This is a genomic window from Streptomyces sparsus, assembly GCF_054776295.1.
Map to the genome: position 1 here is coordinate 1 of NZ_BAAHCA010001077.1, position 1,491 is coordinate 1,491.

General features: G+C 75.4%; 1 protein-coding gene. It reads right to left on the reverse strand.

Translation table 11 applies throughout. The features are described from left to right. The coding region (tmk, locus tag ACYVE9_RS26425; RefSeq protein ID WP_461030417.1) for a dTMP kinase at window positions 1-1,491 on the reverse strand (1,491 nt) is incomplete at both ends.

Below are 1,491 nucleotides of genomic sequence, written 5' to 3' on the forward strand. Positions count from 1 at the left end.
CGGGTCTCCTCCGCGAGGCGGGCCTCGGCGGCGCGCCGGGCCAGCTCGGCTTCCCTGCGCTTGCGCTCCTCCTCTTCGGCGCGCAGCTTGGCGAGTTGCTCCTCGCGTTCCCGCTCCTGCCGTTCGGCCTCCGCCTTGCGGGCAGCCTCCTCGGCTTCCCTGCGCTTGCGCTCCTCCTCGATGCGCCGGCGCGCCTCCTCGCGTTCGCGGATCTCCTGCTCGGACAGCGGCAGGACCTGCTCGAGGCGGTGCCGGACGGCGGAGGTGACGGCCTCGGCCTGCTGGCCCGCGTCGACCACCAGGTAGCGCACCGGGTCAGCCGCCGCCAGCGCGAGGAAACCGGACCGCACCCGGCGGTGGAACTCGGTCGACTCCGACTCCAGGCGGTCGGGCGCCTCGGTGAACCGTTCGCGGGCCGTCTCCGGTGTGACGTCGAGCAGCACGGTCAGGTGCGGCACCAGGCCGTCGGTGGCCCAGCGGGAGATGCGGGCGATCTCCGTGGCGGAGAGCTCCCGGCCGGCGCCCTGGTAGGCGATGGACGAGTCGGTGTAGCGGTCGGTGAGGACCACCGCGCCGCGCTCCAGCGCCGGCCGCACCACCGACTCGACGTGCTCGGCCCGGTCGGCGGCGTAGAGCAGGGCCTCGGCCCGGTCGGACAGGCCGGCCGAGGAGACGTCGAGCACGATCGAACGCAGCCGCTTGCCCAGCGGGGTCGCGCCGGGTTCGCGGGTGACGACGACCTCGTGGCCCTTGTGCCGCAGCCAGTCGGCGAGTTTCTCCAACTGGGTGGACTTGCCGGCCCCGTCGCCGCCTTCGAGCGCGATGAAAAAACCGGTCTCGGCGGGCCGGGTGACCGGGTCGCCGCCGCGCACGGCGTCCAGCAGGTCGCGGCGCAGCGGTGTGCCGCTGCGGTCGTCGCCCCGGGACAGCACCAGGGCGGCGACCGGCAGCAGCAGGGCACCGACGAGCATCAGCGTGAAGGCGGCGCCGCCGTGGTCGATGACCAGCGCGCCGCTCTCCACGCGGTGTTCACCGATGAGTGCGGCGAGCACGAGGGCGGTGCCGGCGGCCACCGCGACGGTCAGCCGGACGACCGCGCCGAGGTGTTCGGTGAGGCGGATGCGGCGGCCGTCCTCGACCTCCTGGTCGAGCAGGGTGTGCGCGGTGTGCGCGGCGACGCCGGCGGCGAGCCCGGCGGCGGTGGCGAACGCCAGGACCGTCGCGGTGTCGGCGACCAGCCCGGTGAGCAGCAGCCCGAGACCGGTGACGGCGACGGCCAGCGCCAGCAGCCGACGGCGGGACAGTACCGGCAGCACCTTCGGTGCGCTGCGGACACCGGCCGCGGTGCCGCCCGTCAGGGCGAGGACGAGCAGGGCGAACGTGACCGGACCGCCCCCGAGGTCCATGGCGCGCAGCACGGCCACCGAGGCCGCCGCGGCGACCGCAGCCGTGGTGGCGGCGGCAGCGACGACCAGCAACGTCACCGCGCCC